Source organism: Streptomyces sp. NPDC042336, from assembly GCF_055581985.1.
This window is the reverse complement of the sequence record NZ_JBVJEA010000016.1, coordinates 40,559-66,200: the sequence shown is the minus strand read 5'-3', so window position 1 is coordinate 66,200 and position 25,642 is coordinate 40,559. Positions and strand designations below refer to the sequence as shown.

The 25,642-nt window shown below is 72.1% G+C and carries 19 protein-coding genes; 13 read left to right on the top strand and 6 right to left on the bottom strand.

Features of this window, described 5'->3' with window-relative positions; all coding sequences use genetic code 11:
* Window positions 1-9: 9 nt before the first annotated feature.
* Genes ACZ6IM_RS28985 through ACZ6IM_RS28975 form a run of 3 tightly spaced genes read right to left on the bottom strand, consistent with a single transcriptional unit; the run spans window position 10 to window position 2,754 of the window.
* Window positions 10-423 carry a cytidine/deoxycytidylate deaminase family protein gene (locus tag ACZ6IM_RS28985; RefSeq protein ID WP_052838322.1) on the bottom strand — a complete coding sequence of 138 codons (414 nt, stop codon included), beginning with the start codon at window positions 421-423 and terminating at the stop codon, window positions 10-12.
* Window positions 424-448: 25 nt separating this feature from the next.
* On the bottom strand, window positions 449-1,624 hold the full coding sequence (locus ACZ6IM_RS28980; RefSeq protein WP_052838321.1) for a glycosyltransferase family 4 protein: 1,176 nt from the start codon (window positions 1,622-1,624) through the stop codon (window positions 449-451).
* Window positions 1,621-2,754 (bottom strand): glycosyltransferase 87 family protein, encoded by a 1,134-nt coding sequence (locus ACZ6IM_RS28975; protein ID WP_469560399.1) that lies wholly within the window; start codon window positions 2,752-2,754, stop codon window positions 1,621-1,623. The genes ACZ6IM_RS28980 and ACZ6IM_RS28975 overlap by 4 nt, the downstream gene beginning before the upstream one ends.
* A gap of 142 nt (window positions 2,755-2,896) precedes the next feature.
* Here ACZ6IM_RS28975 and ACZ6IM_RS28970 point away from each other — a divergent pair, with 142 nt between their 5' ends.
* Both ACZ6IM_RS28970 and ACZ6IM_RS28965 read left to right on the top strand, forming a co-directional pair.
* Entirely contained in the window at window positions 2,897-4,093 is a 1,197-nt protein-coding gene (locus tag ACZ6IM_RS28970) for a sensor histidine kinase (protein ID WP_469560396.1), read from the top strand.
* A complete protein-coding gene (locus tag ACZ6IM_RS28965) occupies window positions 4,090-4,803 on the top strand; it encodes a response regulator transcription factor (protein WP_052838516.1) in 714 nt (237 codons plus the stop codon). The genes ACZ6IM_RS28970 and ACZ6IM_RS28965 overlap by 4 nt, the downstream gene beginning before the upstream one ends.
* 41 nt (window positions 4,804-4,844) lie before the next feature.
* Here the strand turns inward: ACZ6IM_RS28965 and ACZ6IM_RS28960 are convergent, their stop codons facing one another.
* Window positions 4,845-7,700: a glycoside hydrolase family 3 C-terminal domain-containing protein gene (locus ACZ6IM_RS28960; protein ID WP_469560392.1), complete on the bottom strand. Its 2,856-nt coding sequence runs from the start codon at window positions 7,698-7,700 to the stop codon at window positions 4,845-4,847.
* A 340-nt stretch (window positions 7,701-8,040) separates the two neighbouring features.
* Here ACZ6IM_RS28960 and ACZ6IM_RS28955 point away from each other — a divergent pair, with 340 nt between their 5' ends.
* From ACZ6IM_RS28955 to ACZ6IM_RS28935, 5 genes are all read left to right on the top strand, one after another.
* Window positions 8,041-9,726, top strand: a complete 1,686-nt coding sequence (locus tag ACZ6IM_RS28955; RefSeq protein ID WP_469560389.1) for an extracellular solute-binding protein — start codon at window positions 8,041-8,043, stop codon at window positions 9,724-9,726.
* 27 nt (window positions 9,727-9,753) lie between these two features.
* Complete coding sequence (locus ACZ6IM_RS28950) at window positions 9,754-10,791, top strand: ABC transporter permease (protein WP_052838316.1); 1,038 nt, start codon at window positions 9,754-9,756, stop codon at window positions 10,789-10,791.
* A gap of 95 nt (window positions 10,792-10,886) precedes the next feature.
* Complete coding sequence (locus ACZ6IM_RS28945; RefSeq protein WP_052838315.1) at window positions 10,887-11,759, top strand: carbohydrate ABC transporter permease; 873 nt, start codon at window positions 10,887-10,889, stop codon at window positions 11,757-11,759.
* Window positions 11,759-13,741, top strand: a complete 1,983-nt coding sequence (locus ACZ6IM_RS28940) for a beta-galactosidase (RefSeq protein WP_469560385.1) — start codon at window positions 11,759-11,761, stop codon at window positions 13,739-13,741. Before ACZ6IM_RS28945 ends, ACZ6IM_RS28940 begins: the two co-directional genes overlap by 1 nt.
* Window positions 13,738-15,960, top strand: coding sequence for a glycosyl hydrolase family 95 catalytic domain-containing protein (locus ACZ6IM_RS28935; protein ID WP_052838313.1), 2,223 nt, complete (start codon window positions 13,738-13,740; stop codon window positions 15,958-15,960). Before ACZ6IM_RS28940 ends, ACZ6IM_RS28935 begins: the two co-directional genes overlap by 4 nt.
* Before the next feature lie 36 nt (window positions 15,961-15,996).
* Here ACZ6IM_RS28935 and ACZ6IM_RS28930 read toward each other — a convergent pair whose 3' ends face one another.
* Window positions 15,997-16,734, bottom strand: coding sequence for an SDR family NAD(P)-dependent oxidoreductase (locus ACZ6IM_RS28930; protein ID WP_052838312.1), 738 nt, complete (start codon window positions 16,732-16,734; stop codon window positions 15,997-15,999).
* A 126-nt stretch (window positions 16,735-16,860) separates the two neighbouring features.
* Between ACZ6IM_RS28930 and ACZ6IM_RS28925 the strand changes: the two genes are divergently transcribed.
* Window positions 16,861-17,295, top strand: coding sequence for an Rrf2 family transcriptional regulator (locus ACZ6IM_RS28925; protein WP_052838311.1), 435 nt, complete (start codon window positions 16,861-16,863; stop codon window positions 17,293-17,295).
* 90 nt (window positions 17,296-17,385) lie between these two features.
* Here ACZ6IM_RS28925 and ACZ6IM_RS28920 read toward each other — a convergent pair whose 3' ends face one another.
* Window positions 17,386-18,399 carry a LacI family DNA-binding transcriptional regulator gene (locus ACZ6IM_RS28920; RefSeq protein ID WP_052838310.1) on the bottom strand — a complete coding sequence of 338 codons (1,014 nt, stop codon included), beginning with the start codon at window positions 18,397-18,399 and terminating at the stop codon, window positions 17,386-17,388.
* 291 nt (window positions 18,400-18,690) lie between these two features.
* Here ACZ6IM_RS28920 and ACZ6IM_RS28915 point away from each other — a divergent pair, with 291 nt between their 5' ends.
* The 5 genes from ACZ6IM_RS28915 to ACZ6IM_RS28895 all read left to right on the top strand — a co-directional run bounded on the left by ACZ6IM_RS28915 (window position 18,691) and on the right by ACZ6IM_RS28895 (window position 25,632).
* Window positions 18,691-20,682 carry an acyl-CoA dehydrogenase family protein gene (locus ACZ6IM_RS28915; RefSeq protein WP_469560380.1) on the top strand — a complete coding sequence of 664 codons (1,992 nt, stop codon included), beginning with the start codon at window positions 18,691-18,693 and terminating at the stop codon, window positions 20,680-20,682.
* Window positions 20,683-20,774: 92 nt separating this feature from the next.
* Complete coding sequence (gene dxr / locus ACZ6IM_RS28910) at window positions 20,775-22,031, top strand: 1-deoxy-D-xylulose-5-phosphate reductoisomerase (protein ID WP_469560377.1); 1,257 nt, start codon at window positions 20,775-20,777, stop codon at window positions 22,029-22,031.
* Window positions 22,032-22,039: 8 nt separating this feature from the next.
* Entirely contained in the window at window positions 22,040-23,332 is a 1,293-nt protein-coding gene (locus tag ACZ6IM_RS28905) for a M50 family metallopeptidase (RefSeq protein WP_469560505.1), read from the top strand.
* A 196-nt stretch (window positions 23,333-23,528) separates the two neighbouring features.
* Entirely contained in the window at window positions 23,529-24,686 is a 1,158-nt protein-coding gene (ispG, locus tag ACZ6IM_RS28900; protein ID WP_469560375.1) for a flavodoxin-dependent (E)-4-hydroxy-3-methylbut-2-enyl-diphosphate synthase, read from the top strand.
* A gap of 100 nt (window positions 24,687-24,786) precedes the next feature.
* Window positions 24,787-25,632, top strand: a complete 846-nt coding sequence (locus tag ACZ6IM_RS28895; RefSeq protein WP_052843899.1) for a GNAT family N-acetyltransferase — start codon at window positions 24,787-24,789, stop codon at window positions 25,630-25,632.
* Window positions 25,633-25,642: the final 10 nt, after the last annotated feature.

The following is a 25,642-nucleotide window of genomic DNA, read 5'->3' as shown; positions in this document are numbered from 1 at the left end:
CGCCTGCTCTCACCCCGCGTCGAGCTGGTGGTCGGCCCAGACGTACGTCTCGGGCAGCAGATCGGTGACGGGAACCGCACGTACGCGGTCCCCGTCACCGACGATCACCTTCAGGCCGGGGAAGTAGTCGAGCAGGACCTGACGGCACCGGCCGCACGGCGGGACGACCCCGCGCTCGCGGTCGCCGACGGCGACGATCGTCTCCAGCTCGTACGCGCCCTGGGCGGCCGCCGCACCGACGACGACCAGCTCGGCGCAGGGGCCGCCGGTGAAGTGGTAGGCGTTGACCGCCGTGACGATCCGGCCGTCCCGGGCGCGGGCCGCGGCCGCCACGGTGTGATTGTCGCCCCGGCAACGGGTGCGGGCCACGTGCGCCGCGGCCTCGACGAGTTCGTGGTCGACGGGGTGTGTCTGCGAGGTCATCGTCTCTGCCTTGTCAGGTGTGGTGTCAGGTGTCGGCCGGTCCCACTGTGCGGCAGCCCGCCGTCCGACCCGACAGCAGGTCCCGCAGCGTCGCGTACGAGTGGTCCCAGGACCATGCCGTACGCACCCAGTCGCGGCCCGCGCCGCCCATGGCGCGGGCGAGCCGGGGATCGCGCAGGAGCCTGATCAGCCGGTCCGCCGTCGCCGCGACCGAGCGGCCGTCGACGACATGCCCCGTCTCACCCTCGCGCACCGCGTCGGGCGCGCCACCCGAGTCGCCCGCGACGACCGGCAGTCCGGACGCGGCGGCCTCCAGGTACACGATGCCGAGGCCCTCCAGCTCCAGACCGCCCCTGCGGGTACGGCAGGGCATCGCGAAGGCGTCGGCGGCGGCGTAGAAGGCCGGGAGCGCGTGGTGGGGATGGCCGCCGGCGAAGTGGACCGAGTCCATGACGCCCTCGCGCAGGGCCAGTTGCCGCAGTCCGGCCGCGTGGGGGCCGTCGCCGACCAGGAGCAGCACGGCGTCGGGGACCGCCCTGCGCACCCAGGGCAGCGCCCTGATCAGGGTGTCCTGGCCCTTGCGCGGGACCAGCCGGGCCGCGCACAGGATCACGGGGCGGTGGCCCAGGCCGTACCTCGTCCTGACCCGGGTGCCGTCGGTAGCCGGGTGGAAGGCCCCGGTGTCCACGCCGGGGACCAGCCGTGCGGTCCGGGTGCCGGGGGCGAGGGCCGCCTCGATCGGGCCCCGGGTGCGCTCGCCCAGCCAGGTCAGCGCGTCCACCTGGGAGCCGATGCGGCGCAACAGGGCGCGGGCCCCCGGCGTGCGGGCCCACCAGACCTCGTGGCCGTGGGTGGTGGCGACGGCGGTGCGGATCCCCGCCGTGCGCCGCAGCCGCCCCGCCATCAGCGCGAGGGGCGCCGCCGCGCCGAACCACACCCGGTCGCAGCCGTACCGGCGGGCCACCGCCGCGGCGTGCGCGGTCGCACCGGGAGTCGGCAGCAGGGTGCGGACCGGGTGGCGGACCACCGGGTACGGGAAGGACTCGCCGGGCCCCGTCGCGGCCGTGGGCGCGGAGGTGAGGACGACCACCTCGTCGGGCGGGAAGCGGTCGGCCAGTTCACGGACGAAGGTCTCGATGCCGCCCTGCCGGGGCGGGAAGTCGTTGGTGACGATCAGCGTGCGGGCGCGGGAGTCACTCATCGCGCGGGGGTGCTCTCCACGGGACGGCCGGTGACCTCCGGATCGCGGCGCGCCGCCCCGTGCGCCAGCGCGGCCAGGACCAACGGGTAGACCAGGTAGCCGAAGCGCGTCGCCGGCATCAGGGCCGTCGCCAGGCCCCGGCCGAGCGCGAGGCGCCCGGCCGCCGCCCGCAGGGCCTCCGGAGGGCGTACCGCGAGCGAGGCACCGGTCAGCAGCGCCCCGACCGTCAGGAGCGCGAGCGCGATCACCGTGCCGCCGGGGACGTGCGCCGCGAGCAGGTGGCCGGGCAGCGGACTGCCGGCGGGCGAGTCGGCGGCGGTGAGCCCGAAGGGGAATGCGACGACGTTCCGGAAGAACCCGACGGGGTCGGTGAGGGCGAAGGGCAGGACCACCGCCGTCCCGGTGCCCAGGCCCACGCCCGCGCACCGCAGCGCGGGCCGGCCGCCCTGCCGTACGGCGACCAGGACCAGCGCCACCGGCAGCGCGGGCCAGGCGGTCCACTTGAGGACGGTGGCGGCCCCGAGCGCCAGGCCGGCGCCACCCGGACGGCCCCGTCCGGCCAGCGCGAGGCCGAGGCACATCAGACCGGCCACCGGCAGGTCGACGCCGCTCACCGCGAGGGGCAGCGCGACCAGGGGGCACGCGAGCAGCAGCCCGGGGCGGCGCAACCCGGCGGCGCCGAGGGACGCGACGAACACGCCGCCCAGCCACCAGCGGGGGTCTCCCGGCAGCAGGCCGAAGAGCGCCATCCCCGGCAGGTAGGGATTGAAGTCGCCCACGGCCGGGGGAGCCGTGAGGTACGGGCTCCCGGTGGCGGCCAGCAGCCGCCCCGACCGCTCGATCACGGCGACCTCGGACTGCCCGAGCCCCGTCACCACCAGGCCGACGAGCGGCGCCACGACGGCCCCCGCCACGGCGACCGCCCGGACGGCCGGGCGCGGCACGGCCCCCGACGCCAGGAACGCCGCGAGGGCGTACCCCGCCGCGGCCGACCACCCCCACACCCGGTGCGGCGCCAGGTCCGACACCTGCGCGAAACCCGCCGCCGCCACCGCGCAGCCGGCCCACGCATACCGATCGACGGGCCACCCGGCGTCTGTCGCGACCCGGTCCCCAAAGGTCTTCCTCATGTCCGTCGACGCTAGGAATCCGCAGGTCGAAGAGCGTCAACCGAGGCTCCGCACCCGGGAGTCAACCCGTGGTACGACATGAGCCCGCGGACTCCACCCGGGCGGTGACGCGCGCTCCCGCCCCGGCCGGAATCATGGGGGGATGAGTACGTCGCCCCCACAGCGGCTGCGCGACTGGATCGCCGCGCCCGCCTACCCCTGGATCACCGGTGGTGCCGTGACGGCGGGCGCCGTCGTGGAGCTGATCGTCATTCCCGGCGGCGTGACGACCACGGTCGGAGTGCTGGTGTCCGCCGTCTCACTGATGTGGCGGCGCTCCTTCCCGCCCGTCGCGGTGCTCACGGTCGCGGCCGGACTGATCGGCTTCGCCGGCGACGTCAACCTGTACCTGTCCATCATGGTCAGCGGGCTGACCGGCTGCTACTCGCTGGGCCGCAACCGGGTGCTGCACCCCGCCCTCACCGTCACGGGCGGCGCGCTCGGCGCGCTGTGCGTGAACCTGGTGCACATCAACACCTGGTCGCGGATGGACCTGCCGGTGCCCGCGCTGTGGGAGCGGGGCTCGCTCAGCCTGTTCGCCGAGTCCTTCCTGGTGACCGTGGTCGTCTTCGGGGCGGTGATGATGGGGGACGCGGTCCGCTCCCGCGAGGAGACCCGAACCGAACGGGGCCTGGCGCAGGCCCAGTTGATCGCGATGGAGCGACAGCAGGCCGCCGAGGCGGAACGCGCCGCGATCGCCCGTGAACTGCACGACATCGTCTCGCACTCGGTGTCGATGATCGCCGTCCAGGCCGAGAGCGCCACGTACACCACGCCCGGGCTCACCCCCGAGGCCCGCGACGGCTTCCAGCAGATCGCCGCCACCGCCCGCTCCTCGATGGCCGAACTGCGCCGCCTGCTGGGGGTCCTGCGCACACCCCAGGGCGAGAGCGCCCTCACCGCTCCGCAGCCGACCCTCGACCACCTGGCCGAACTGGTCGACCAGCACCGGGCGGTGGGCGGTACGGCCGAGCTGCGGATCACCGGGGAGCGGGTGGCGCTGCCCGCCGCGTGGGAGCTGTCCGCCTACCGGATCGCACAGGAGGCGCTGACCAACGCCCGCAAGCACGCCCCCGGCGCCCGTACCGTGGTCGAGGTGGACTACGGCGCCGACCGGCTGCTCACCCTCCGCGTCCACGACGACGGCCCCGGCGCCGGCTCCCGCCCGGGTACGGGCCCGGGGCACGGCCTGACCGGGATGCGGGAGCGGGCCGCGCTGGTCGGGGGCCGGCTCAGCGCGGGGGCCGGTCCGGACGGCGGCTTCCTGGTGACGGCGGAGCTTCCGTGGGGGAGCGGATGAGTGCCGCGGAACGAGCGAAGGAGCCGCGCGTGATCAGGACACTGGTCGCCGACGACCAGGCGGTGGTCCGCACCGGGTTCGTGAACCTCCTGAACACCCAGGAGGACATCGAGGTCGTCGCCGAGGCGGAGGACGGTGCGCAGGCGGTGCTGTCGGCCGGTGAGACCCGGCCCGACCTCGCGCTCCTGGACATCCGGATGCCGCACAAGAACGGCATCGAGGCGGCCCGGGAGATCCTGGCCGCCTCCGGAGGCGCCACGAAGGTCCTGATGCTGACGACCTTTGGCCTCGACGAGTACGTGTACGACGCGCTCGCGGCCGGGGCGGGCGGCTTCCTGCTCAAGGACGCCACCTTCCCCGAACTGCTGCACGCGGTACGGGTGGTGGCCGACGGCAACGCCCTGCTGTCGCCCGAGATCACCAAGCGGCTGATCGCCGAGTTCGTGCACGCGCGCGGCTCGCGGCTGCCCGTCCCCGCCGCGGGTGACCTGACGGCCCGGGAGACGGAAGTGCTGACCCTGATCGCGCGGGGACTGTCCAACGCGGAGATCGCGGGGCGCCTCACCATCACCGACCACACCGTGAAGACCCACATCAACCGGCTGTTCACCAAGCTGGAGCTGCGCGACCGGGCCCAGGCGGTGATCGTCGCCTACGAACTGGGCCTGGTCCGCGCGGGCGGCGAGCCGGGTGGGGCCCGGCACCGGTAGACACCGGCGCCGGGCCCCGCCCTCCTGCCTCCTGCGGGCCCTCAGCCGGAGAAGCCGACGTGAGCGAGCCGCAGCGTGCCGCGCAGTCTGATGCGGAGGTCGTGGACGCCCCCGGCGGTGAAGGCGCCGTCCAGGTCCACGTAGTCGTACGGCCCCGCGGTCGGCGCGTCCGGCGACAGCACCGCCACCGCACGGCCGCCGTCCAGGGCGACCTCGACCGAGCCGGCGCCCGCGACCGACACGGTCACCCGGGACACACCGGTGCCGAAGTCGCAGTCGCGGTAGAGCAGTTCGCCCGTCCGTCCGGCGACCGCCGTCACCGCGTCGCCCACGGTCTTCGTCCGGTCGACGATCTCCGTGCCGCTCTGCTCGTCGAAGTCGACCGCCGCCAGCCCGCGTGCGCCGGCCGGGCGCGGGGCGGCGGGCTCGCCGTCGAGGGCGACGGTCGTCGACAGGCGCACGTCCTCGCTGGAGGCACCCACCAGCAGGGCGTACGGCCCCGACTCCAGCCGCCACCGGTCGTGCGCGACGTCCCAGAACGCGAAGGCGGACAGCGGCACCTCGAAGGAGACCCGCTCCGACGCCCCCGGGGCGAGGGTGAGCCTGCGGTGGGCCAGCAGCTCGCGGCGCGGACGCGGGACCGACGGGGCCTCGGCGCGGACATAGAGCTGGGCCACCTCGTCGGCGGCCACCTCCCCGGTGTTGGTGACCGTGAAGGACACGGACACCGGCCCGGCCGCCCCGTCCCGCACCTCCGCCGTCAGGTCCCCGTACCCGAAGGACGCGTACGACAGGCCGTGCCCGAACGGGAACAGCGGCACCCCCTCGAAGTACAGGTAGGTCTGGCGGCCGCCGACCACGTCGTAGTCGAGCAGGTCGGGCAGGTCGGCGTCGCCGGCGTACCAGGTCTGCGGGAGCCGGCCCGCGGGGGAGACGTCACCGGCGAGGACCCGGGCCAGCGCGGTGCCGGCCGCCTGGCCGCCGTGCGCGGTCCACAGCACCGCCGGGAGCGCCGCCACGTCGACCGCGTACGGGTAGGCGGACACCAGCGCCAGCACGGTCGCCGGGTTGGCGGCGCGGGCCGCGCGCAGCAGCCGCTCCTGGTGCGCGGGCAGCCGCAGCGTCGTACGGTCCTCGGTCTCCCGGCCGTTGATGTGCGGGTCGTTGCCCGCGACCACGACGACCACGTCCGCCCCCGACGCGGCCCGCGTCACCGCGTCCTCGCCGCGCTCGGCGACGACCAGCTCGAAGACCTCGGCGCCCTCGGCGTTCTCGGCGTTCTCGGCGGCAACCTTCACGCCGTCGGCGGCGACCTGCACGAGACGACCCGTTCCCGTGTGCCTCAGGAGGTGACCGTTCTCATGGGGTTCGAGCCGGAACGTCTCCTGCACCACCCAGCCGCCGGGCTGGTCGGCGGAGGCGCGTACGAATCCGTCCTCGGCGACGGACAGGTACCGGCCGTCGGGCGCGCGCAGGGTGAGTACGCCCCCGCCCCAGTCGACGAGCGCCAGTTCGGTGCCGACGGCGTCGGTGGTCAGGGGCGGCAGATCGGTGCGGCCGGCGAGCAACGCCGGGTCGAGGGCGCCCTGGGCGCCGGACGCCTCGGCGGGGGAGTCGTCCGACGGGAGGACGTGCAGGAACGTGCCGTCGGCGGTGCGCAGCCGGATGCGGTCCACGCCCTCCGCGAAGCTCACGCGTTCGGCGCCGAACCGCTCGTACAGGCCCTCCAGCGGAGTGGAGCGGTGGATGAGCGTGCCGCTGTACCAGTCGAGCTTGCACTCGTCGGCGAGCAGTCCGACGACGGCGACGCGGGTCTCGGGGGCCAGCGGCAGGACGCCGTCGTTCTTCAGCAGGACCACCGCCTGCTCGGCCGCCTCCCGCGCGAGCGCCCGGTGCTCCGGGGTGTCGAAGTCGTCGACACCCGCGTACGGGTCGTGCTCCGGGTCGAACTCGCCGAGCCGGAAGCGGACCGACAGCTGACGGCGTACGGCCGTGTCCACGTCCGCCTCCGTCAGCAGGCCCTGCTCCAGGGCGCCCCGGACGCGCGCGACGATCCGCGAGGAGTCGGTGCCGTGGTCGGTGAAGCTGTCCACCCCGGCCCGCAGCGCGGCGGCGGTCGCCTCCTCGTGGGTGTCGAAGTAGTGCTCCGAGTCGACCAGGTTGGAGGGCGCGCCCGCGTCCGAGCAGACCAGGAGCTCGTCCTCGGTCCAGGTGCGCAGGTGCCGGGCGAGGTACGGGGAGAGGTGGTTGGGGCGGCCGTTGACCAGGTTGTAGGCCGGCATCACCCCGGCCACCGCGCCCGCCTCGACCGTCTCGCGGAAGGCCCGCAGGTCGTACTCGTTCAGCACGCGCGGGCGGACGGAGGACGAGGAGGTGTCCCGGTCGGTCTCGTTGTCGTGCGCGAGCCAGTGCTTGAGGACCGGCGCGGTGCGCCAGTACGCCGGATGGTCGCCGCGCAGGCCCCGGGTGTAGGCGGTGGCGATGGCGGAGGTGAGCTTCGGGTCCTCGGAGTAGCCCTCCTCGTTGCGGCCCCACAGCGGGTGGCGCAGCAGGTTCACCGTGGGCGACCAGACGTTGAGGCCGACGCGTTCGTCGCGGGCGCGCATCGCCCGCGCCTCCTTGGAGACCGCCTCGCCGACCCGCCGCACCAGCCCCTCGTTCCAGGTGGCGCCGAGCCCCACGGCCTGCGGAAACACAGTCGCCGGACCCATCCAGGCCACGCCGTGCAGCGCCTCCTGGCCGGTGCGGAAGGCGGCGATGCCGAGCCGTTCGACGGCGGGCGCGAACTGGTGCAGGAAGGCGGTCTTCTCGTCGAGGGTGAGCCGCGACATCAGATCGTCGACGCGCTTCGCGAACGGCAGCTGCGGATCACGGAACGGCGGCGTGGGTGCGGTCACGTGGAGGTCCCCTTGCGATGGTGCGGGTAGGACGTCGAAGCGCTTCGATGCTCTGTGCAGCCCTGGGTGGGTGTCAAGACACTGCACCGGATCGCGGCCCTGCCCGCGAGCCATTGCAACGTGGGAAGGAGGAGTTAGGCCAGCACCGTTGCCGAAGGCGTCGGTCAGGAATCTTGGGGACGACCCTTGTGCCCCCCGAGGGGTTAACTTAACCTCGCTGCAACATCGAAGCGCTTCGACATGCTTGGCCACACGCCGCATCTCAGTTCCCTCAACACACCGCAGCCGACGCCCCGTCGGCTGTCCTGGTGCGCCACGAAGGCACGAAGGGTTGACGCAAATGACGCCGAACGCCGCCTCCGGTCCCAGCCGGAGAAGTTTCCTCGCCTCCACCGCGGTCGCCACTGCGGCGGTGGCGGGAGGGGTGCCGCTGCTCTCCGCCTGCGGCGGATCCGACGGAGGCTCGCGCGACGGCACCACGTCGGGCAAGGACGCCGAGAAGCTGCTGCCGGCGTACGTGGCGGGCAACGTCGTCACGCCCGACATCCCCAGCAAGAACGGCTCCGCGGTCGGCTTCACGAGCAAGCTCGACCTCGCGGAGCTGAAGACCTCGGTGCCGAAGAAGCTCGGCAAGGGCGGCGAGGTCACCGTCATGTCGCCGTTCTGGGGGTCCCCGCCCAAGGCGGACAACGCCTACTACCGGGCGATGAACGACCTCATCGGCGTCGACGTGGTCTGGCAGAACCAGGACGGCAACACCTACGACCAGAAGCTCGGCGCGGTCCTCGCCTCCAGCGAGGTGCCGGACGTGGTGGTCGTGCCCGGCTGGAACATGACCGGGAAGATACCCAGTGCCATCATCGGCAAGTTCGCCGACCTCGGCCCCTATCTGTCCGGCGACGCGGTCAAGGAGTACCCGAACCTCGCCGCGATCCCCACGGACGCCTGGCGGCGGTCCATCTTCGGCGGCAAGCTGCTCGGCCTGCCGATGCCGTCCTCGTACGTGTCCGGCATCGTGCCGCTGTACCGGCAGGACATCTTCGAGAAGGAGGGCTACGAAACCCCCCGGTCCTGCGACGAGTTCATGGCCTTCGCCAAGGACGCCACCAACGCCCGGGCCAAGCGCTGGGCCTGCCTGGACATGAAGTGGACCGCCTTCAACGCCTTCGGTGTGCTCTCCGGCAACGAGAAGTCGCTCGGCTGGAACCAGGTCGACGGCAAGCTGGTCTACCGCGCCGAGACCGACGAGTACCTCGAAGCGCTGGAGTGGACGCGCAAGCTGTTCGCCGCCGGTGTCGTGCACCCCGACGCCAAGCTCGGCAAGTCCAACGCCGCCGACCCCGGACCCAAGTTCGCCGCCGGCGAGTTCCTCGTCTACAACCAGGACATCTCCCAGTGGTGGAGCCGCACTGCGGAACAGGCCACCCAGAATCCCGAGTTCAAGATCTGGGGCATGGACTTCTTCGGGCACGACGGCGGCGCACCCAAGCTGTGGGCGCAGAACCCGGCCAGCATCTTCGCCTTCGTCAACAAGAAGGCGTCCAAGGCCGTGATCCGCGACGTGCTGGCCGTCGCCAACGTCACCGCCGCGCCGTACGGCACCAAGGAGTACATGGCCACCAACTACGGCGTCGAGGGCACCCACTACACCGTCAAGGACGGCGTGCCCACCAAGACCGACCAGGGCAACATCGACGTGATGAACGCCTACGTGATGGTGGCGAGTCCCGCGGCGACCATCGCCCACCCCGACTTCCCCGAGGTCGCCAGGGGGCAGGTCGAGTGGCAGCAGCGGACGGGCGCCGTCACCAAGAAGCCCACGTTCTACGGCATGCAGATCGTCGAGCCCGCCCGCTACACCAACCTCTCCAACGACTTCGAGCAGCTGGAGGACGACATCGTCCGCGGCCGCAAGAAGATCGGCGACATGCAGCAGGCCGTCTCCGACTGGAAGAGCAAGGGCGGGGACAAGCTGCGCGAGTGGTATCAGAAGCTCCTCGACGAGAACGGGCCGGCGGCCGGCTGACCAGGTACCGAGGCAAGGAGAACCACCGTGTCCCACAGCACGGTGCCTCGGACCAGGACCGAGGCCGATACGACGAAGAAGACCCCGGTGGCGTCCGGCGACGCCGCCGGCCCCCGCGGCGGAAAGCGGAACCCGGGGAAGCTGAGCCTGCGGCTGCGGTTCCGGCGCGACCGCGTACTGCTGCTGATGACCCTGCCGGCCGTGCTGCTGGTGCTGCTCTTCAACTACGTGCCGATCTTCGGAAACGTGGTCGCCTTCCAGGAGTACGACCCGTACATCTCCGACAACGGCGTCGTCTCCATGCTGCACAGCCCGTGGGTGGGCCTGGAGAACTTCCAGCGGATCTTCGAGGACTCCGCTTTCTGGAACTCGGTGCGCAACACGCTCGTGCTCTTCGCGCTCCAGCTCCTGCTGTACTTCCCGATCCCCATCGGGCTCGCGCTGCTCATCAACAGCGTGGTCAGGCCCCGGGTGCGGGCGATCTCGCAGGCCATCCTCTACCTGCCGCACTTCTTCTCGTGGGTGCTGGTCATCGCCGTCTTCCAGCAGCTGCTCGGCGGCGCCGGGCTGCTGTCCCAGCTGCTGCGCGACCACGGGTACGACGGGCTCAGCGTCATGACCGACCCGGACACCTTCAAGTTCCTGGTCACCGCGCAGAGCGTGTGGAAGGACGCCGGCTGGGGGATCATCGTCTTCCTCGCCGCCCTCGCCTCGGTCAGCCCCGACCTGTACGAGGCGGCCGCGATGGACGGCGCGAACCGCTGGCGCCGCATGTGGCACGTCACGCTGCCCGCGCTGCGCCCGGTGATCGCCCTGCTGCTGGTGCTGCGCGTCGGCGACGCCCTCACCGTGGGCTTCGAACAGATCCTGCTGCAGCGCGACGCCGTGGGACCGGGCGCGGCGGAGGTCCTCGACACCTTCGTGTGGTGGAACGGCGTGCGCAACCAGGACTTCGGCTACGCGGCCGCCGCCGGGCTCGTCAAGGGCGTCATCAGCCTCGGCCTGGTGCTGGTGGCCAACAAGGTGGCCCACCTCATGGGCGAGCAGGGGGTGTACAAGAAGTGACCGCCGTACCCGAAGCGACCGCCGTACGAGAAGCGGCCGCCGCGAGCGGCCCGGCCGCGCCGAGGCCCCGCCCGTGGGCGGCCCCGCCCCGCCCCGTGTGGGAGGAGAAGCCCAGCCGGGCCGGAGTCGCCGGCAAGGGGCTCGTGCTGCTCCTGGCCTCCCTGGCCATCCTGTTCCCGCTGTGGATCGTCGTCGTCACCAGCGTGTCCAGCCGCAAGTCCATCGACGAGGCCGGCGGCCTGGTGATGATCCCCAAGGACATCACCTTCGTCGCCTACCAGGAACTGCTCAGCGGCGGCCAGGTCACCCGCGCCGCCCTCGTCAGCATCGGCATCACCCTCGTCGGCACCCTGTTCTCCATGGCGGTGTCCGTGCTGTGCGCCTACGGGCTCTCCCGCAGCGGTTCGCTGGGCCACCGCTGGATCCTCATGGTGCTGCTCGCCACGATGTTCTTCAGCGCGGGTCTCATCCCCACCTACCTGCTGGTGCAGTCGCTGGGCCTGACGGACACCTACCTCGCGCTGATCCTGCCGAGCGCGATCAGCGTCTTCAACATCCTGGTACTGCGCGGCTTCTTCATGGGCATCTCCCAGGAGCTGATCGACAGCGCCCGCATCGACGGCGCCGGGGACCTGCGCATCCTGTGGCAGATCGTCCTGCCGCTGTCCCGCGCGGTCGTCGCGGTGATCACCCTGTTCTACGCGGTCGGCTACTGGAGCGCCTGGTTCAACGCCTCCCTCTACCTGAACGACCAGGACATGCTGCCCCTGCAGAACGTCATGATCCAGCTGGTGCAGAAGCAGGAGGCGCCGGTCGGTCTCGGACAGGCCATCAAGACCGGCGAACTGTCCGGACTGGCCGTCCAGATGGCCGTGATGGTCATGGCCCTGCTGCCGGTGGCCGTGCTGTCGCCCTTCGTCCAGCGCCACTTCAAGAAGGGCATGCTCACCGGGGCGGTGAAGGGCTGATGCCGAACCTGTCGGACGCCACCGGCCGGCGCATCCTCTACGGCGGCGACTACAACCCCGAGCAGTGGCCCGAGGAGACCTGGCCCGAGGACGTCCGGCTGATGAGGGCCGCCGGCGTCAACACCGTCACCCTCGGCGTCTTCTCCTGGTCCAGGCTCGAACCACGCCCCGGAGTCCACGACTTCGGCTGGCTGGACCGGCTCATGGACCTGATGCACGAGAGCGGCATCGGCGTCGTCCTCGCCACCCCCACCGCCTCGCCCCCGCCCTGGCTGGGCCGGCTCCACCCCGACACCCTGCCCCGCGACGCGGAGGGCCGCACCGAGTGGTGGGGAGGCCGGCAGCACTTCTCGCACTCCAGCACCGTCTACCGCCGCCACGCCGCCGCCATCACGGAGGCCCTGGCCGCGCGGTACGGGGCGCATCCCGCCCTCACCCTGTGGCACATCAACAACGAGTACTGCACCTACGACTACGGCGACGAGGCCGCCACCCGATTCCGCCGCTGGCTCCAGGACCGCTACGGCACCCTCGACGCCCTCAACACCGCCTGGGGGACCGCCTTCTGGAGCCAGGGCTACGGCGACTGGGCCGAGGTCGCCCCACCCCGCCACGCCCACTACCTGAAGAACCCCGCCCAGGTCCTGGACTTCCGGCGCTTCACCTCCGACATGCTCCTGGAGTGCTTCACCGCCGAGCGCGACATCGTCCGCCGCCACACCCCGCACATCCCGGTCACCACCAACTTCATGCCGCTGTGGTCCGGCCAGGACGCCTGGCGCTGGGCCGAGGAGGAGGACGTCGTCTCCGTCGACCTCTACCCCGACCCGCGCGACCCCTTCGGCGCCCAGGAGGGCGCCCTGGTCCAGGACATGACCCGCTCCCAGGCCCGCGGCCCGTGGATGCTCATGGAACAGGCGGCCGGACCCGTCAACTGGCGCGCAGTGAACCACCCCAAGCCGCGGGGCCTGAACCGCCTCTGGTCGCTCCAGGCGGTGGCCCGCGGTGCCGACGCCGTCTGCTACTTCCAGTGGCGCCAGTCACGGCAGGGCGCGGAGAAGTTCCACTCCGGCATGGTCAGCCACGCGGGGGAGGAGGGGCGCACCTACCAAGAGGTCGTACGGCTCGGCGCCGACCTCGCGAGACTGGGCCCGTACGCGGCCGGGGGCACGATCAGCGCCGACATCGCCGTCCTGCACGACTGGCACTCCTGGTGGGCCGCCGACCAGGAGGCCCGCCCCTCTGCCCGCGTCGACCACGCGGACGTGCTGCGCGCCTGGCACCGTGCGCTGTGGCGGGCCCACCTCACCACCGACTTCGCCCACCCGGAGGACGACCTCACCCCGTACAAGGTCGTCGTCGTCCCGCAGCTCTACGCGCTCGGCGACACGGCGATCGACAACCTCCTCGCCCACGTCCGCGGCGGCGGCACCCTCGTCTGCGGCTTCCTCACCGGCGTCGCCGACCTGGACGACCGCGTCCGGCCCGGCGGCATGGACGCCCGGCTGCGCGAGCTGTTCGGCATCCGCACCCTGCACGAGTGGTGGCCCCTGGACGCCGACGAGAGCGCCGACTGCGACGGCTTCCGCGGCACCCTCTGGTCGGAGGAGATCGAACCCGACGGCACCGCGTCCGAGACGATCCCCTACGAGGGCGGCGAGCTGGACGGACTTCCGGCCGTGCTGCGCAAGGGCGGCGCCTGGTACCTCTCGACCCTCCCCGAGCCGGACGCGCTGCGCGACCTGCTCGCCCGCGCCGCCGCCGACGCGGGCGCCCGCCCGGTGCTCGACGCCCTCCCGGCCGACGTCGAGGCGGTACGCCGGGGCGACCTGCTGTTCCTGCTCCACCACGGCCGTGACCCGGTCACCGTCGAGGTCCCCGGCACCCACCGCGAGCTGCTCACCGACATCCTCGTCACCGACCGCGTCACCCTTGGCCGCTACGGCGTGGCCGTGCTGCGGGACCCGGAGCCGACGTCATGAGCGGCACGCCCGTCCACGGCACCTGGGAGCCCGAGCCCGCCACCCGCTGGGAGGACGCCTTCCTGAGCGGCAACGGCCACCACGGCGCCCTGGTGTTCGGCGATCCGAACGCCGACCGGGTGATCGTCACCCACCACACCCTGGTCCGCCCCAACGGCGACGACCACCGCCGCCCGCCCGCGCTCGCCGCCGGGCTCCCCGCCCTCCAGGGCCGCCTGCTCGCCGGGGACGCCGGCGCCGCCGAGGACTTCACCGACGGCCGCCCGCTGCGCTGGGTGCGCCCCTTCCACCCGGCCTTCCAACTGCGTCTGAACCGGCCCGCGGGCGACCGACCCCAGGACACCCACGCCCCCTACCGCCGCGCCGTCGACTTCACCACCGGCGAGACCACGGCCACCCGCGCCGGCTGGACCAGCGGAGTCTTCGTCTCCCGCGCCGACGACGTGATCGTCCAGCACGTCACCGCCCCGCACCTCACCCTCGACCTGTCCCTCGACCCCCGCCTCCCCGGCACCCCGGCGGGGCTCGGCATCGGCCACGGCGCGGTCCTCACCCCCGACGGCGCCCTGCTCACCCTGCGCGCCCGCTACCCCGGCAGCGACCTCGGCTACACCGGCGTCACCCTCGCCGTCGTCACCGGCGGCAGCACGAAGCTCGTACCGCCGGGCGTCCTCGTCGAGGGCGCCACCGGGGTGCTGCTGCTGACCCGGGTGCACCGCCACACCGGCGAACTGGACACGCTCGCCGAGAGCCGCGCCCTGCGCGACCTGCTGGACGGCGCCGCGTACGGGGCCTCGTACGACGGCCTCCTCGCCCGGCATCTGACCCGGCACCGCACGGCCTACGACCGCGTCACCCTCGACCTCGCCGCCGACCCCGCCGAACGCGCCCTGCCGGGCTCGGAACTGCTCGCCCGGCCCGGCGGCCCCGCCCTGCTGGAACGCCTCTTCGCGGCCGGCCGCTACCACCTGCTGTCGGCGAGCGGCCTGCTCCCGCCGCGCCTCACCGGCCTGTGGACCGGCGACTGGAACACCGCCTGGTCCGGCGCCTTCACCACCAACGCCAACCTCAACCTGCAGACCGCCTCCGCCGCGGCCGCCGCCCTCCCCGAGGTCACCGGGGCCCACGCCGCGCTGGTCCACCGGCAACTGCCCGACTGGCGGGACAACGCCCGCGAGATCTTCGGCACCCGCGGCGTGGTCGCGCCCTCGCACACCGACGGCGAGTCGGGCCACACCTACCACTTCAGCCGCGAGTACCCGCTTCACCTGTGGACCGCGGGCGCCGACTGGCTGCTCAAGCCCCTCGTCGACCACGACGAGACCCACGGCACCGAGGACCCCCGCACCACCGCCACCCTGGCCGAAGCCGCCCTGTTCTACGAGGACTTCCTCCAGCACACCGACGAGCACGGCCACCTGGTCGTCGTCCCCTCCTACTCGCCCGAGAACCGCCCCGCCAACGCGAGCTGGGGCACCCTGAACGCGGCCATGGACCTCTCCGCCGCCCGGCACGCCCTGCGCACCGCCGCCGACCGCCACCCCGAGCACGCCGACCGCTGGCGCGCCCTCGCCGACAGCCTCCCCGCACACCGGGTCAACGCCGACGGGGCGCTCGCCGAGTGGGCGTGGCCCGGTCTGGCGGACACCTACGACCACCGGCACCTCAGCCACCTCTACGGCGTCTGGCCGCTGGACGAGATCAACCCGTACGACACCCCCGGCCTCGCCGAGGCCGCCCACCGCGCCCTCGCCCTGCGCGGCGCCGAGAACGACTCCGCCCACGGCCACCTCCACCACGCCCTGGTCGCCGCCCGGCTCCGGGACGGCGCCCGGGTCGCCCACGCCCTGGGCAGGGTGCTCGGCGGCGACTACTTCCACGCGTCCCTGATGAGCGCGCACTACCCCCACCGCGACGTCTACAACGCGGACGCCGCGCACGCCCTGCCCGCCGTGCTCATCGAGATGCTCGTGCAGTCCACCCCCGGCCGGCTGGTCCTGCTGCCCGCCCTGCCCGTCTCCTGCCCGCGGGGCGAACTCAGGGGCGTACGGACCCGGTTCGGGGCAGCGGTCGATCTGACCTGGATGCCCGACGGCAGCGCGAGGGCCGTCCTGCGCCCGGACCGCACCCGCCGCATCGAACTCAGGACCCCCTCCGGCGCCGAACCTCTCGACCTCGTCGCCGGGGAGGACCGCGTCATCAGCGTCGAGGCGCGGTGACACCGGTCAAGAGTTCACAGGCGTCCGCGAGGGCGCTCACACCTGCGCGTGACCACCGTCGGCGAAGAACTCGGCACCATTGACGTAACTCGACGCGTCCGAGGCGAGGAACGTCGTCACGGCGGCGATCTCCGCGGGTTCGGCGAGCCGGCCGAGAGGGACTTCGCCTTCGGCCTGCTCGAGAGCCTCGGGCGGGACCAGTTCGAGCAGGCCAGGGGTGCGTGTGCCGCCCGGGGACACGACGTTGACCCGGAAGCCGTGCGTGCGCGCGCTGAGGGCCCAGCCGCGGGCGAGGTTGCGGATGGCGGCCTTCGACGCCGCGTAGACCTCCAGTCCCCGGGTGGGCCGTGTCGAGGCGGTCGAACCCGTGAGGATCACCGAAGCGTTGGCACTGAGCAGCGGCAGCGCTTGTTGCAGGGTGAAGACCGTGCCCTTGACGTTGGTGGCGAACACCGAGTCGATCAGCTCCTCCGTCACCTCGCCGAACGGAGCCGCGACGCCGACGCCGGCGTTGGCGACCAGCACGTCGATGCGGCCGGCCCGGTCGCGCACGGTGCTGTAGAACGCGTCGAGATCCGAGGGCACCGAAACATCACAGACCACGCCCGTCACGGCGGGGCCGAGCTCGGCGGTCGCGGCGTCGAGCGCGTCCTTGCGGCGACCCGTGATGAAAACCTGGGCGCCCTCGTCGCGGAACGCGCGTGCGGTCGCGAACCCGATGCCGCTGCTGCCCCCGGTGACCACTGCGATCTTGCCCGTCAGTGACTCGCTCATTCTTCTCACCTCGTTGATCGGTCCGTTCGTGGTCGCAACATTAATTGTTACGACAGCCTGTCGCAACCATCGCTGTTACGACCGCGCTGTCGTAACATAAAGCGTTGCGGCCGAGAGGAGGGGTTCATGAGTGCCAACAGCAGACTGACCATCGCCGCCCACGCGCTGGCCTGGATCGGTCTCTACCAGCGCCAGGGCCACGAGGTCGCCACCTCCGAGCAGATCGCGAGCAGCGCCAACACCAACCCCGTGGTGATCCGGCGCCTGCTCGGCGAGCTGCGCAGGGCCGGGCTCGTGGAGTCCCGGCGGGGTGTGGGCGCGGGCTGGTCGCTGGCGCGCGAGCTGGGGTCGATGACCCTGCTCGACGTGTACGAGGCGGTCGAACCGGGCCCGCTGTTCGCGATGCACCGCACGACCCCGGACCAGGGATGCGTCGTGGGACACGGCATCCAGCCGGCGATGCAGAGCGTCTACCAGGGCATCGAGGAGACCTTGAGGCGCGAGCTGGCCCGCGTCACGCTGGAGGACGTACTCCGGAACGTACTCGCGACACCTCGCTAGTCTCGCCACTCCAGGGCGCTGTCCCGCTCGCGGCGGCATGCTCCCGGGACAGACCCGTCCGGTTCGGCGGGGCGGCCGGGCGCGGGAGTGCTAGGGCACGACGGGCGCGGGTCCCGAACTGGCCCGGACGGTCAGCTCCGGCGCGAGCAGCACGACCTCGTCGCTGCCGCGGCCGTCGAGCTTGGCGACCAGCTGTTCCACGGCCCGCCGTCCCATCTCCTGCGCGGGCACCGCGACCGAGGTGAGCCGCACCGAGGCCTGGGTGGCGACCTCCTCGGGGCAGACCGCGACCACCGACACGTCCTCCGGCACGGCCCGGCCCTGCTGGCGCAGCAGGGCGAGCAGCGGCTCGACGGCCGCCTCGTTCTGGACGACGAAGCCCGTGGTGTCCGGGCGCTCGTCGAAGACGCGGGCCAGCGTCGCGGCCATCGCGTCGTACCCGCCGTCGCAGGGCCGGTGCAGCAGTCGCAGTCCCAGCTCCCGCGCACGGGTGCGCAGACCGTCGAGGGTGCGCTCGGCGAAGCCGGTGTGCCGCTCGTAGACGGCGGCGGCCTCGCCGATGACCGCGATGTCGCGGTGGCCCAACTGCGCCAGATGCTCCACGCAGAGCGCGCCGGTCGCCCGGAAGTCCAGGTCGACGCAGGTCAGTCCCTCGGTGTCGGCGGGGAGCCCGATCAGCACGGACGGCTGGTCGGTGCCGCGCAGCAGGGGGAGCCGCTCGTCGTCGAGTTCGACGTCCATGAGGATCATCGCGTCGGCGAGACCGCTGCCGGTGACGCGGCGCACCGCGTCGGGGCCCTCCTCACCGGTGAGCAGCAGGATGTCGTACCCGTGGGTGCGCGCGCCGGCCGCGACCGCGATGGCGATCTCCATCATCACCGGCACGTACATGTCGGTGCGCAGCGGGATCATGAGGGCGATGATGTTCGACCGGCTGCTGGCCAGTGCGCGGGCGCCGGCGTTCGGGTGGTAGCCGAGCTTCCGGATGCTCTCCTCGACCCGCTGCCGGGTGGTGGTGGAGATGGACCGCTTGCCGCTGAGGACATAGCTCACCGTGCTCGCCGATACTCCGGCGTGCTGGGCGACCTCGGCGAGGGTGACCATCCAGCTCTCCAAGCTTTGTGAAGCGCTTCGACAGCGCACGGGGCGAACGCGGGCGGGCGAGAGTGGTTCGACAGTAGCCGTAGTGAGGATGGGTGTCCATAGCACGTCGAAGCGCTTCGACTGCCCTCTCTTCCGCCTTCTCCTCGTCGAGTCTCCCCCCGCAGTATCGGCCGAACGGCCGCACGAAGGGTGGCTGGGTCGCCCGGGATCGGGTACATACGATCGAGTAGCACCGACTAGTAACGTACGTCCGCAAGTTCGTGCAGGGCGAATCGTGCCGAGGTGAGCCTCATGTCCGCACCACCGACCCCCTCCACCCCCTCCCCCCGACCCACCGTCACCGAACGTGAGGCCCGACAGGTCGCGGAGGCGGCCCGGGAACAGGACTGGCGCAAGCCCAGCTTCGCCAAGGAGCTGTTCCTCGGCCGCTTCCGGCTCGACCTCCTCCACCCCCACCCGCTCCCCGCCGACGAGGACGTCCAGCGGGGCGAGGAGTTCCTCGCCAAGCTGCGCGACTTCTGTGAGACGAAGATCGACGGGGCGGTGATCGAGCGCGACGCGCGGATCCCCGACGACGTGATCACCGGGCTGAAGGAGCTGGGCGCCTTCGGCATGAAGATCGACACCAAGTACGGCGGCCTCGGCCTGACCCAGGTCTACTACAACAAGGCCCTCGCCCTGGTCGGGTCCGCGAACCCGGCGATCGGCGCGCTGCTCTCGGCCCACCAGTCGATCGGCGTGCCGCAGCCGCTGAAGATGTTCGGCACCCGGGAGCAGAAGGACACCTTCCTGCCGCGCTGCGCCCGCACCGACATCTCGGCGTTCCTGCTGACCGAGCCGGACGTCGGCTCCGACCCGGCCCGTCTGGCCACCACCGCCGTCCGGGACGGCGACGACTACGTCCTCGACGGAGTGAAGCTGTGGACCACCAACGGGGTGGTCGCCGACCTCCTCGTGGTCATGGCCCGCGTCCCGAAGCCGGAGAAGGGCGAGGGGGGCGAGGCCGGCAAGGACGCCGAGGGCGGCAAGGGCGGCATCACCGCCTTCGTGGTCGAGGCCGCCTCCGAGGGCATCACCGTCGAGAACCGCAACGCGTTCATGGGCCTGCGCGGCCTGGAGAACGGCGTCACCCGCTTCCACCGCGTCCGCGTCCCGGCCGCCAACCGCATCGGGCCCGAGGGCGCCGGCCTCAAGATCGCGCTCACCACCCTCAACACCGGCCGCCTCTCGCTGCCCGCCATGTGCGTCGGCGCCGGCAAGTGGTGCCTGAAGATCGCCCGCGAGTGGTCGGCGGTGCGCGAGCAGTGGGGCAAGCCGGTCGCGCTGCACGAGGCGGTCGGCTCCAAGATCTCCTTCATCGCGGCGACGACCTTCGCGCTGGAGGCCGTCCTGGACCTCTCCTCCCAGATGGCCGACGAGGACCGCAACGACATCCGCATCGAGGCCGCCCTCGCCAAGCTCTACGGCTCCGAGATGGCCTGCCTGATGGCCGACGAGCTGGTCCAGATCCGCGGCGGCCGGGGCTTCGAGACCGCGGCCTCCCTCGAAGCCCGGGGCGAGCGCGCGGTCCCCGCCGAGCAACTCCTGCGGGACCTGCGCATCAACCGCATCTTCGAGGGCTCCACCGAGATCATGCACCTGCTGATCGCGCGCGAGGCCGTCGACGCCCACCTCTCGGTCGCCGGGGACCTGATCGACCCCGACAAGACCCTGTCCGACAAGGCTCGGGCGGGTGCGCAGGCCGGCGTCTTCTACGCCAAGTGGCTGCCCAGGCTCGTCGCCGGACCCGGCCAACTCCCGCGCTCGTACGCCGACTTCCACCCGTCCGGCCACCCCGACCTGTCCGGGCACCTGCGCTACGTCGAACGCACCGCCCGCAAGCTGGCCCGCTCCACCTTCTACGCCATGTCCCGCTGGCAGGGCCGGATGGAGACCAAGCAGGGCTTCCTGGGCCGGATCGTCGACATCGGCGCGGAGCTGTTCGCGATGAGCGCCGCCTGCGTACGCGCCGAGCACCTGCGCGCCGAGGACGACCACGGCCGCGAGGCCTACCAGCTCGCCGACGCCTTCTGCCGCCAGTCCCGGATCCGCGTCGAGGAACTCTTCGGCCGCCTGTGGAGCAACACGGACGACGTCGACCGCAAGATCGTCAAGGGCGTGCTGGGCGGCGCGTACGAGTGGCTTGAGCAGGGCGTCGTCGACCCCTCCGGCGACGGCCCGTGGATCGCGGCCGCGACACCGGGCCCGTCCGAACGGGAGAACGTCCGCCGCGCCATCGGCTGACCCCGGTCCCGGCGGTCCCTCGTGCGGACGTGTGACACCCGTGCGAGGGACGCGCTGTCCTCCTGGAGGGCGGTTGCGGACACAATGGGGGGATGAGCGACAGTCCAGCCCCACTCGCCGACCCCCACCTCGTATACGACCCGGTGGCGGGCGACGGCCCGAAGGACGTGGTGATCCTCGGGTCCACCGGGTCGATCGGGACCCAGGCCATCGACCTCGTGCTGCGCAACCCGGACCGCTTCCGGGTCACCGCCCTGTCCGCCAACGGCGGCCGGGTCGCCCTCCTCGCCGAGCAGGCGTACCGGCTGAAGGCGCGGACCGTCGCCGTAGCCCGCGAGGACGCCGTACCGGCGCTGCGGGAGGCGCTCAGCGACCGGTACGGCGCGGGGGAGCCGCTTCCCGAGATCCTCGCCGGACCGGACGCGGCCACCCGGCTCGCCGCCTCCGACTGCCACACGGTGCTCAACGGCATCACCGGCTCCATCGGACTCGCGCCCACCCTCGCCGCCCTGGAGGCGGGCCGCACCCTGGCGCTGGCCAACAAGGAGTCGCTCATCGTCGGCGGCCCGCTGGTCAAGGCGCTGGCCAAGCCGGGCCAGATCATCCCGGTCGACTCCGAGCACGCCGCCCTCTTCCAGGCGCTGGCCGCCGGCACCCGTGCCGACGTGCGCAAGCTGGTCGTCACCGCGTCCGGCGGCCCGTTCCGGGGCCGGACCAGGGACCAGCTGGCGGCCGTCACCGTCGAGGACGCCCTCGCCCACCCCACCTGGGCCATGGGCCCGGTGATCACGATCAACTCCGCGACCCTCGTCAACAAGGGCCTGGAGGTGATCGAGGCCCACCTGCTCTATGACATTCCCTTCGACCGCATTGAGGTGGTCGTGCACCCGCAGTCGTATGTCCACTCGATGGTTGAGTACACGGACGGATCGACACTGGCCCACGCCACGCCCCCCGACATGGGCGGGCCCATCGCCGTCGGCCTCGGCTGGCCCGAACGCGTCCCCGACGCCGCCCCCGCCTTCGACTGGCGCAAGGCCTCGACCTGGGAGTTCTTCCCGCTCGACGACGAGGCCTTCCCCTCGGTGAATCTGGCCCGGCACGTCGGACAGCTCGCGGGCACTGCCCCGGCGGTGTTCAATGCCGCCAATGAGGAGTGCGTCGAGGCGTTCCGCCGCGGCGCGCTGCCGTTTCTCGGGATCATGGAGACCGTCACGCGGGTGGTCGAGGAACACGGAACGCCCCGTACGGGAACCTCGCTCACCGTCGCGGACGTCCTCGAAGCGGAGGCCTGGGCCCGCGCCCGGGCCCGGCAACTGGCGGCACAGACGGCGGAGGCCCGTGCATGACGACCCTGATGTTCATCCTCGGCATAGTCCTCTTCGCCGTCGGCCTGCTGTTCTCCATCGCCTGGCACGAGCTGGGCCACCTGTCCACGGCCAAGATGTTCGGCATCCGGGTGCCGCAGTACATGGTGGGCTTCGGACCGACGCTCTTCTCGAAGAAGAAGGGCGACACCGAGTACGGCGTCAAGGCCATCCCGTTCGGCGGCTACATCCGCATGATCGGCATGTTCCCGCCCGGCCCCGACGGCCGCATGGAGGCGCGCTCCACCTCGCCCTGGCGCGGGATGATAGAGGACGCACGGTCGGCCGCCTTCGAGGAACTGCAGCCAGGTGACGAGAAGCGGCTCTTCTACACGCGCAAGCCGTGGAAGCGCGTCATCGTGATGTTCGCCGGCCCGTTCATGAACCTCATCCTCGCCGTGGTGCTCTTCCTCACCGTGCTGATGGGCTTCGGCATCTCGCAGCAGACCACCACCGTCAGCTCCGTCTCGAAGTGCGTCATCTCGCAGAGCGAGAACCGCGACGACTGCACCAAGTCCGACCCCGCCTCCCCGGCCGCCGCGGCGGGCATCAGGGCGGGCGACAAGATCGTCGCCTTCGACGGCGTACGGACCGACGACTGGGACAGGCTGTCCGACCTGATCCGCGCCAACCCCGGCGAGGACGTACCGGTCGTCGTCGAGCGCAAGGGCGAGGAGATCACCCTCCACGCGACCATCGCCACCAACAAGGTCGCCAAGAAGGACTCCAACGGACAGATCGTCCAGGGCGAGTACGTCACCGCGGGCTTCCTCGGCTTCAGCTCCGCGACGGGCGTGGTGAAACAGGACTTCGGCCAGTCCGTGACCTGGATGGGCGACCGGATCGGCGACGCCGTCGACAACCTCGCCGCCCTGCCCGCCAAGATCCCCGCCCTGTGGGACGCGGCCTTCGGCGACGGACCGCGCGAGGCCGACTCCCCGATGGGCGTCGTCGGCGCCGCCCGCGTCGGCGGCGAGATCGCCACCCTGGACATCCCGCCCACCCAGCAGCTCGCCATGTTCGTGATGCTGGTGGCCGGCTTCAACCTCTCCCTGTTCCTCTTCAACATGCTCCCGCTGCTGCCGCTCGACGGCGGCCACATCGCGGGCGCGCTGTGGGAGTCGCTGCGCCGCGCCACCGCCAAGGTCCTGCGCAGGCCGGACCCGGGGCCCTTCGACGTGGCGAAGCTGATGCCGGTGGCCTACGTGGTGGCGGGCGTCTTCGTCTGCTTCACGCTGCTCGTGCTGGTGGCCGACGTCGTCAACCCCGTGCGGATCACCTGACCGATGAGAAGCCCGATCCGGAGAGCATGTCCCTCCGGACCGGGCTTCACTCCCTACGTCCCGCGGATGGACGCCAAAGGGTGCATCCCCCGTACGCCGCGTGCCCGGTGTTCATGTCGGTGCCGTAATCTCGGATGCCGGAGCCCGCCGCTGAACGGGGCCGGACCTTGATCCACGACTTGGGGTTGCACAGCAGATGACTGCGATTTCTCTCGGCATGCCGGACGTTCCGACCAGGCTCGCGGAGCGCCGCAAGAGCCGGCAGATCCAGGTCGGGCCCGTGGCGGTGGGCGGCGACGCCCCCGTGTCGGTGCAGTCCATGACCACCACCCGCACCTCCGACATCGGCGCCACGCTCCAGCAGATCGCCGAGCTGACGGCGTCGGGCTGCCAGATCGTGCGTGTGGCGTGCCCCACCCAGGACGACGCCGACGCGCTGCCCGTCATCGCGAAGAAGTCGCAGATCCCGGTGATCGCGGACATCCACTTCCAGCCCAAGTACGTGTTCGCCGCGATCGAGGCGGGCTGCGCGGCGGTCCGGGTGAACCCGGGCAACATCAAGCAGTTCGACGACAAGGTCAAGGAGATCGCCAAGGCGGCGAAGGACCACGGCACGCCCATCCGCATCGGGGTGAACGCGGGTTCGCTGGACCGCCGCCTGCTCCAGAAGTACGGCAAGGCGACCCCCGAGGCCCTGGCGGAGTCCGCTCTCTGGGAGGCCTCGCTCTTCGAGGAGCACGACTTCCGGGACATCAAGATCTCGGTGAAGCACAACGACCCGGTCGTGATGGTCGAGGCCTACCGGCAGCTCGCCGCGCAGTGCGACTACCCCCTCCACCTCGGTGTCACGGAGGCCGGCCCCGCCTTCCAGGGCACGATCAAGTCCGCCGTCGCCTTCGGCGCGCTGCTCTCCCAGGGCATCGGCGACACCATCCGGGTCTCCCTCTCGGCCCCGCCGGTCGAGGAGATCAAGGTCGGCATCCAGATCCTGGAATCGCTGAACCTGCGCCAGCGAGGCCTGGAGATCGTCTCCTGCCCGTCCTGCGGCCGCGCCCAGGTCGACGTCTACAAGCTGGCCGAGGAAGTCACGGCCGGTCTCGAAGGCATGGAGGTCCCGCTCCGCGTCGCCGTCATGGGCTGCGTGGTCAACGGCCCCGGCGAGGCCCGCGAGGCCGACCTCGGCGTCGCCTCCGGCAACGGAAAGGGCCAGATCTTCGTCAAGGGCGAGGTCATCAAGACCGTCCCCGAGTCCAAGATCGTGGAGACCCTCATCGACGAGGCCATGAAGATCGCCGAGCAGATGGAGAAGGACGGCGTGGCCTCCGGCGAGCCCTCCGTCGCCGTCGCGGGCTGATCCCTCACCCCACTGCCGCGTCGCCCCAGGGGGGCGGCGCGGCATATGCGTGGCAGGTACAGTGCGGGGACCAGCAGATCTCAGGGTGAGGCCCCCGCACGTGTTGACGCAGACCACCTCCCGCGTGCTCGAACCGAGCGACCTGGACGCCGCGCTCGCCATCCTCGACCGCGACCCGGTCGCCAACGCCTTCGTGACCGCACGCGTCCAGATCGCCGGTCTCGACCCGTGGCGGCTCGGCGGCGAGATGTGGGGCTGGTACGAGCACGGCATGCTCACGTCCCTGTGCTACGCGGGCGCCAACCTCGTGCCCATCTGCGCCACCCCCCGCGCCGTCCGAGCCTTCGCCGACCGCGCCCGCCGGGCCGGCCGCCGCTGCTCCTCGATCGTCGGCCCCGCCGGTCCGACCGCCCAGCTGTGGCGGCTGCTGGAACCCGGCTGGGGCCCGGCCCGCGAGGTCCGCACCCGCCAGCCCCTCATGGTCACCGACCGCCTCCCCGACATCGCCCCGGACCCCTACGTCCGCCGCGTCCGCAAGGACGAGATGGAACGGATCATGCCGGCCTGCGTGGCGATGTTCACCGAGGAGGTCGGCATCTCCCCGATGGCCGGCGACGGCGGCCTGCTCTACCAGGCCCGGGTCGCCGAACTCGTCGGCTCCGGCCGCTCCTTTGCCCACTTCGACGCCGACGGCAAGGTCGTCTTCAAGGCCGAGATCGGCGCCGCCACCGACCGCGCCTGCCAGATCCAGGGCGTGTGGGTGGCCCCCGAGTACCGCGGCAAGGGCCTGGCGGCACCCGGCATGGCGGCGGTCCTGCGCTACGCCCTCGCGGACGTCGCCCCCGTGGCGAGCCTCTACGTCAACGACTTCAACACCGCGGCGCGACGGACGTACCTCCGCGTCGGGTTCCAAGAGGTGGGCGCCTTCATGAGCGTCCTGTTCTGAGCCCCGGGCG

What these genes read in the sequence shown, in the direction of transcription:
- ACZ6IM_RS28920 (WP_052838310.1), bottom strand. Translation starts at nt 18,399, where the DNA reads ATGGTCACCCTCGCCGAGGTCGCCCAGCACGCCGGAGTATCGGCGAGC.
- ACZ6IM_RS28915 (WP_469560380.1), top strand. Translation starts at nt 18,691, where the DNA reads ATGTCCGCACCACCGACCCCCTCCACCCCCTCCCCCCGACCCACCGTC.
- dxr (WP_469560377.1), top strand. Translation starts at nt 20,775, where the DNA reads ATGAGCGACAGTCCAGCCCCACTCGCCGACCCCCACCTCGTATACGAC.
- ACZ6IM_RS28905 (WP_469560505.1), top strand. Translation starts at nt 22,040, where the DNA reads ATGTTCATCCTCGGCATAGTCCTCTTCGCCGTCGGCCTGCTGTTCTCC.
- ACZ6IM_RS28985 (WP_052838322.1), bottom strand. Translation starts at nt 423, where the DNA reads ATGACCTCGCAGACACACCCCGTCGACCACGAACTCGTCGAGGCCGCG.
- ACZ6IM_RS28935 (WP_052838313.1), top strand. Translation starts at nt 13,738, where the DNA reads ATGAGCGGCACGCCCGTCCACGGCACCTGGGAGCCCGAGCCCGCCACC.
- ACZ6IM_RS28975 (WP_469560399.1), bottom strand. Translation starts at nt 2,754, where the DNA reads ATGAGGAAGACCTTTGGGGACCGGGTCGCGACAGACGCCGGGTGGCCC.
- ACZ6IM_RS28930 (WP_052838312.1), bottom strand. Translation starts at nt 16,734, where the DNA reads ATGAGCGAGTCACTGACGGGCAAGATCGCAGTGGTCACCGGGGGCAGC.
- ACZ6IM_RS28925 (WP_052838311.1), top strand. Translation starts at nt 16,861, where the DNA reads ATGAGTGCCAACAGCAGACTGACCATCGCCGCCCACGCGCTGGCCTGG.
- ACZ6IM_RS28955 (WP_469560389.1), top strand. Translation starts at nt 8,041, where the DNA reads ATGACGCCGAACGCCGCCTCCGGTCCCAGCCGGAGAAGTTTCCTCGCC.
- ACZ6IM_RS28965 (WP_052838516.1), top strand. Translation starts at nt 4,090, where the DNA reads ATGAGTGCCGCGGAACGAGCGAAGGAGCCGCGCGTGATCAGGACACTG.
- ispG (WP_469560375.1), top strand. Translation starts at nt 23,529, where the DNA reads ATGACTGCGATTTCTCTCGGCATGCCGGACGTTCCGACCAGGCTCGCG.
- ACZ6IM_RS28970 (WP_469560396.1), top strand. Translation starts at nt 2,897, where the DNA reads ATGAGTACGTCGCCCCCACAGCGGCTGCGCGACTGGATCGCCGCGCCC.
- ACZ6IM_RS28980 (WP_052838321.1), bottom strand. Translation starts at nt 1,624, where the DNA reads ATGAGTGACTCCCGCGCCCGCACGCTGATCGTCACCAACGACTTCCCG.
- ACZ6IM_RS28940 (WP_469560385.1), top strand. Translation starts at nt 11,759, where the DNA reads ATGCCGAACCTGTCGGACGCCACCGGCCGGCGCATCCTCTACGGCGGC.